Here is a 549-nt window from a genome sequence, read left to right as displayed (position 1 = left end):
TTTCATGCGCGGCGCCGACACCTTCACCGAAAGCCTGTTCACCATGCGGCGGCTCGAGGATTTTGTACCGAAGTCTCACCCGCTGCGCTCGATCCGCACCATGGCCAATCAGGCGTTGGCGAAGATGGATCGGCTGTTCGCCGGGATGTACGAGGCCGATATCAAGGGCGGTCGACCCAGTATCGCGCCTGAGAAGTTGTTGCGGGCCATGCTGCTGCAGGTGCTCTACAGCGTTCGCTCCGAACGTCAGCTCATGGAGCAGACGCACTACAACTTGCTGTTTCGCTGGTTCATTGGCCTGGCAATGGACGATGCAGTCTGGGTGCCCAGCGTATTCACCAAGAACCGCGAACGCCTGATCAAGCACGATGCTGTGATCGAATTCTTCAACGAAGTACTGTCCATCGCGCAAAAGAAGGATTGGCTTTCCGGCGAACACTTCAGCGTGGACGGCACACTCATTCAGGCTTGGGCAGGCCACAAGAGCTTTGTACGCAAAGACGGCGAGGACGAAGACAACGATGGTGGCAACTTCAAAGGTCGCAAGCG

At 57.4% G+C, this 549-nt stretch carries 1 protein-coding gene; it reads left to right on the top strand.

What is annotated here, in order from left to right:
- Positions 1-4 precede the first annotated feature (4 nt).
- Positions 5-549: IS5 family transposase (locus ACYP5B_RS27165; protein ID WP_459571767.1), on the top strand; the 545-nt coding region annotated here is incomplete at its 3' end.

This window comes from Cupriavidus sp. 8B (genome assembly GCF_054589115.1).
This window is presented reverse-complemented; position numbering and strand designations above follow the sequence as displayed.